General features: G+C 47.8%; 4 protein-coding genes. 1 reads left to right on the top strand and 3 read right to left on the bottom strand.

Annotated features, from left to right (window positions below; genetic code table 11):
* Window positions 1-392: 392 nt before the first annotated feature.
* Complete coding sequence (gene hpsL / locus WBA89_RS07495) at window positions 393-2,057, bottom strand: hormogonium polysaccharide biosynthesis protein HpsL (protein WP_424405238.1); 1,665 nt, start codon at window positions 2,055-2,057, stop codon at window positions 393-395.
* Window positions 2,058-2,457: 400 nt separating this feature from the next.
* Here hpsL and WBA89_RS07490 point away from each other — a divergent pair, with 400 nt between their 5' ends.
* Window positions 2,458-3,144 (top strand): alpha/beta hydrolase, encoded by a 687-nt coding sequence (locus WBA89_RS07490; RefSeq protein ID WP_424405236.1) that lies wholly within the window; start codon window positions 2,458-2,460, stop codon window positions 3,142-3,144.
* 104 nt (window positions 3,145-3,248) lie between these two features.
* Here WBA89_RS07490 and WBA89_RS07485 read toward each other — a convergent pair whose 3' ends face one another.
* Both WBA89_RS07485 and WBA89_RS07480 read right to left on the bottom strand, forming a co-directional pair.
* Window positions 3,249-4,145 (bottom strand): succinate--CoA ligase subunit alpha, encoded by an 897-nt coding sequence (locus WBA89_RS07485; protein WP_424405235.1) that lies wholly within the window; start codon window positions 4,143-4,145, stop codon window positions 3,249-3,251.
* Window positions 4,146-4,196: 51 nt separating this feature from the next.
* Complete coding sequence (locus tag WBA89_RS07480) at window positions 4,197-5,426, bottom strand: ATP-grasp domain-containing protein (RefSeq protein WP_424405233.1); 1,230 nt, start codon at window positions 5,424-5,426, stop codon at window positions 4,197-4,199.
* Window positions 5,427-6,000: the final 574 nt, after the last annotated feature.

Raw genomic sequence — 6,000 nt, 5'->3', positions numbered from 1 at the left:
CATGAGCTCGAATGTGGCATCTTTCGCTTGTACTAATAACTCGTATGCTGCTTGACGAAAGTCCTTTAATCGTTCACTGTTCATTTAAGGAGTGGATAGGTTTTATTTTTCACCCTCATTCTCTCCTGGCGCGGTGGCTCTAGTTCTTCTTTTGCCACCGTTCTCATCTTTGGTTAGTCTAAACTACAGACAAACACTGTGAATGGGCAAAACAGGGAATGGGCAAAACAGGGAATGGGGCATTGGGAAGGGCATACACAATAAAAACGGCTCGTAGTGCGGACTGAATTCCGCTTTTATGCTGCGGGTTCAAGCCCGCACTAGGAACCTGGCTTAATGATTGTATTTGTTCGACGGGAGATGTTATTAGAGCGTTTCCGATATAACGTTGCTCAAATGGGAGCAGATGCAATAATTTTTTTCTCCTTAAATTGGTGGTGAACTTCCAATTCATGTCCCTCAAGTTCCAAGTGTTTTTCATCCTGCACCTGTTTGTCAATTTTGGGCAACTTTAAAATCGCCCCAGCCAAAACCCAGTAATACACCGATACTGGATCTACATCCAGCGGATAGTATTGAGGATTGATAGTAATAAATCCCACAAACACCCAAAAACTAGCTCCGTAACTCCGCAAATTTTTGTCTTTGACAGAACGGTAAGCTCTAAAAGCTAGAAAAGCTAAGTGTAACAGCATGAGTTGAAAAGCAATCATTCCGGGATAACCTAATTCGTACATCAACTTAGGTTGGAAAGTTTCAATTAGTTGCGGGTTGCCAAATATCCGCGTTGAATTAGTCGCTCGTCCCACGCCTCTACCCAGAGGTTTGTCAATGATAAAATTGTGGCTCTGCTCGAACTGATTAAACAGAAACTGCTGGGGCGGTGCAGCATTCCAGCGGTTAACAAAACTATCCCACCGCTGCTCGACAATTCCCGGGTTAATTGCTGCACCGATAAACAGCAGAATCCCCAATCCGGCACCGATGGGAATAAATCGTTTTAAGTTAACTAATTGACCCGTAAGAACGAGCAGAATGCCTGTGGCAATTGGTACCATAATTAAAGCAGCTCTTTGACCGGAAATAACTGCATTGGCAAATACTAATGCCATGCCAAATAAACCGATGACGCGCCACCAGAATGAAGGGTCGCAAAAGGCAGAGGCAAAGGTTAAAAAAGCATTAGAAATTAAAAACCACGCCCACTGCCAAGGCGCGACAAAAGTTCCCGGTAAGCGGATAAACTTAACTTCTGGACTGAATACTAGGGAACCGCCAACAAAACATCTAGCTTGCAGTGTTGCTTTATATAATTCTTCTCCGATCATTCCTCGGGTACCCGCGCATTTTCCACTTTGCAGCAACAGGTACTGAATCACACCGAGAAGGCAGCAAACGACAGCCAAAATTAGGTGCATTCGACTAAAAAACACCAAATCCTTCTTGGTGCGGAGCAGATAATAGGTACAAGCAATCAGCGGTATGTAACCTATCAATACTTTTAAGCCGAGAATTCCTTGGAGAATGGGTTTTTCGCCCTTGAGCGGGTTGAGCTGCATTTCCCCGTTGACAAAAATTAAAGTCAGCATTGCCATCATCAACAGGATGCTGAAGGTAGAAAGCATTTGTTTGGGAATAAACAAAGGTAACTGTTTCTTTTTGCAGCTTTGAATGAGGGCGATGAGAGCGGGTATGTAGAAAGCATCTTTGGCTACTTGAAATGCAGCATTTCCGCCGCCGATCGCGTAAGTAATAGTACCGCTGAAAGGCAGATAAATTAGAAAAGCCCACAAAGCTTGCCGGGGGTATTTGTAGGATAGCAGCAAGATGATTACTGCTGCGCCTGCTGCAATGGCAATTTTAGGGCTAACAACGAACAACAGGGGAATGCTGACAGCAGCACTGATTAAGCAGCAAATGACGATCGCCTGTACCAATTCATTGCGCTTTTCTGAAATTTTGCGTTTTTGTGCGGCTGCTTCTTTTTTGCTGGGGGCTGTGTTTTTTTCTCTGTGCTTGTGTTTGGATTTTTTGGATTTGCGCTTGGTTTTCAACATAACTTCTAGAAAGGACTTATGTAGAAGGCTGAAGGCTAGAGATGTAGAAGGCTAGAGATGTAGAAGGTAGAATAAATAGAATCAAAAATATTTGAGTAAGTGTGGTTATTTATTCTTAAAGCCGATCGCGCGCGAAAATATCGATCGAGATTGTGCGCCTGACTGGGGCGGGCCTAACATTAGATTGGCGACATTGTAGAATATAACTGCTGCATCTATAGCCTTTCTCAGAAAGATGAGGTGCTCTCGCGGGCCTAAAAGCATCGGGCATCGGGCCGAAGAGCATCGGGCCTAAAAGCATCGGGCATCGAGCCTAAAAGCATACCTCACCTTTGTGAGAACCGCTATATAATGTATAAATCTCGAAAGTATAATTTTAATCGGTCGCTGAAACTCAAGTATGAAGTTAACAAAATTTGTATCGATCGGCACTGCCCTGTTTTTAGGAGCAAGCGCCAGCATATTATCTAGCAGTAAAGCATTGGGGGCCGAAAAAGTTGTCCTGACATTTGGCCCGATCGCACAAGCCATCAATATCAGCGACTTAGAAAACTTTGCTAAAGACGGCACGACGACACCAACCATCAAACAAATAATCGGGTTCTCCAAAATGGATCCACAAGTGCTGCGGGGATTGATGAGTCTAGAAATCGGTTTAAAGCCAGCTATTCTGGCGAGGGTAGTTTACAGCACCCCGGGAGAAAAAATCACAGACGAAATCGGTCAAGCAATTCGGACTCACCGCCGCACAGAAAGCGGCAAAGCCCTGCGGGCGGCGGTGATTCTGGCATCCGGCGACGACGGTAGGCTGTCGCTGCTAGAAATCCTGAAAAAGTATCCTCTGCCGGAGGTTTACGTAGATGTTGCCAGCATTGCCGCCACAGTTGGGAAAGTTCAGGGTTTGGTGGGGAACGTGCAAAGCCTGCTGCAAGAGTCGATGCGCGAGACAACTCGGACAACTCCCACCGAAACTCCGATCGCACCTCGACCAAGCGTGCAGCCAACAACTCCGCCTCCGGCGCGTCGCCCCGCACCCTTACCAGCATCGGCACCACAGCCTGCGAGCCCTGTCAGAGGCCTCTGGTAAGAAAATCAAAAATGTGTCGTAGGGGCGGGTTTAGCCAGCAGTTGTAGCATCCTGCAGACAATTTTGAGACAAAACCCGCCCCCGCCCTAATTCTCCCGAAGCAATCAATTTTTTTTGAGCAATTTTTTGAGCAGCTTAGGAACCTCCGAAGGCCGATCGGCCACAGGTATGTCCGCCTCTTCAAAGGCAGCCATTTTGTTATCGGCCGCAATTCCAAAGGCTTTTTGGGCAGCAGCCCGAGAATTGATCAGGGTGCCGGCGTGACCCAAAGACGGGCTCTTGGGAACGTAGTGGCCCGCCAGATAAGCAACTACGGGTTTGTCGATCGCCGAAGCGATGTAAGAAGCAGCAGCTTGTTCGCTCCACCCGCCAATGTCCCCCACCAAAACCATAGCTTCGGTACTGTCGTCTTCGTCCAAAATTTGCAGCCACTGCATAAACGCCGAACCCAGAATCGCGTCGCAGCCAATACAAACCGCCATCGACTGCCCCAATCGGGCCCCAGTCAGTTCTAAAGCAATTTCGTAAGTCAAAGTGCTGCTGCGGCTGATTATCCCGATCGAACCTGGAGTGTAGAATTCTTTGGGGTGAGTTCCCAATAGCAGTTTTTCGGGGACAATAATCCCCGGACTGTTGGGCCCGATTAGCAAAGTTTCCGTAACCTCTGCTTTTCTAACTAAGCGCACCATATCCAGAGGAGGCACTCCAGGAGTGACGATCGCGATTTGCCGAATTCCTGCGGCGATCGCTTCTAAAGCCGCATCCAGCACCGAATAAGCGTCTACCAAAATTACCGCAGTGTCAACGTGACCCACTGCCGCCACGGCTTGTTCTACCAAATCAAAAATCGGAATTCCCTCCAACTCCTGCCCGCCTTTACCGGGACTGACACCGGCGACCACATTCGTGCCGTATGCTTTCATCATCAGGGCGGTGCGGGTTGACGCTGGAGATTCTGTAATGCCCTGTACTAGGACTTTGCTTTCAGGAGTTAAATTCATTTTTTGCCATTTGACAGTCCACAACTCTCGTCTTTTGCCGATCGGCTGCCGCTACTTGGCCGAAGATACAGAAGCAGCCGCTGCCCGATCCAAAGTGCTAGCTAGCTGCACCGGCAACTCTCCCAACCGCTTTTTAACAGCATCAGCATCGATTTCTACCAGGCGCAGCACAATTTGGATGTGGCGGTTGGCGCGAGCTTTCCGTTCCAAATAGCCGACTACTGCGGCGGTAATTTCCTCAGTTTTGGAGGCGCCGGCCAAAATATTTACCAGTATCACCTTAACGCTTTTATCCCGAGCGACTAACTCCAGGGCCAATTCCGCGCGATCGCGCAGGGCATTTGCTGCTTCGTAGCGGTCTAAGGAACCCATATTCACAAAATTAGCTGGTTTTCCTCCTTCGCGGGCTACAGCATCCAGAGTGGCCATTGTCAGACCCGCTCCGCTGCACAAAATCCCGATATTCCCATCTAGTTCGATTAATTCCAGGGATTCGGAATTCGAGATTGGGGATTGAGATTTGGGGTCAAACTCCGGCGATTGCTGCGCCTTCGAGTGGGAATGGGAGCGAGGGCCAGAGGTATAGAGACTTCTCCTTTCCCGTCCAAACCCGCTGCTTTGCATCTTCTCCGAGAGTGCGGCCAAGTCTGGATGCCGCCCCAAGGCATCGTCGTTCGCGGTGACTTTACCGTCTAAAGCCATTACCTCTCCCCTCGGACTGATGCCCAGAGGATTGATTTCTACTAAATCTAAATCTTTTTCGACAAACAAGCGGTACATTTTCTGGACGATCGCGCTCACCGATTGAATCAAGTCTCCCTGCAATCCCATTTTTATCATGAGCCGCCGCGCGTAGAATGGCGAAAATTCTTGGTCTACCGCAACCTGCTGCATTTGCTCGATCGACCCTTCGACATCCATACCTCCTTGTCTCGAACCCAGAAGTACCGGGCGGCGGGCTACCGGGTCTAGCAATACCGCCAAGTACAATTCTTGGTCAGCGTTGTACTTGGCTTCTGCCAGCAGGACTTGGGGATATTCAGATTCGATCGGCAAATTAAAAATTGTTTGAGCAGCAGCAACTGCATCGATCGTATTTTCCACAAATTTAATGCCGCCCGCCCTGCCCCGTCCCCCAGCCCGCACTTGCGACTTGAGTACAACTGGGTAGGGAATTTTCAGTCCCTTGAGGTCGGCCGGATTGTCAATCCGCTGTGATGGCAAAATCGGAATTGCCATCTGGCGAAATAAAGATTTAGCTTGATACTCTAACAAATCCATTTTTAATAACGGGTGATATCATTTTCGGTCGATCGTCCTAACAAGAACGGTTCGCGCGTGCCGACTGACTAAAGTCCGCTCCCGGATTGCGTAGGCAAGTCCGCACGCGCGATCCAATTTTATCGTTGTCCATCGACCGGATGCGATATGACTGGTAGTTGGCAACAAGCAATTCGCCGTAATTGGCAATTCATAATTATTAGATAATAATTGGTTTTTTGTCAAGTCAAAATTCAAATGTTCTGGCTTTTAACTTTTATTTTTCGACTTTTGTATAGCCGATTACTTATTCGCAACAGATCGCCCATCGCCTATTACTTAATCGTTTTTGGAGTGTTTTTGGCGATCGATAAATTGCCAAATTTCACTCTCCGATCGGGCGGCGATATATAACCTTCGCAAAAAAGATGTTCCGCAACCGACTTGCACTTGCCGTCAGTCTATTTTAGATACTTCGGCTTCTCTAGTCATCAGTCATTAGTCATTAGTCATTAGTCATTAGTCATCAGTCATTGGTCATTGGTCATTAGTCATTGGTCATCAGTCATTGGTCATCAGTCATTAGTCATCAGTC

It is taken from the genome of Microcoleus sp. (genome assembly GCF_049646505.1).
GTDB lineage: Bacteria > Cyanobacteriota > Cyanobacteriia > Cyanobacteriales > Microcoleaceae > Microcoleus.
The sequence above is the reverse complement of the archived record's forward strand: the minus strand, read 5'-3'. Positions and strand labels throughout refer to the sequence as shown.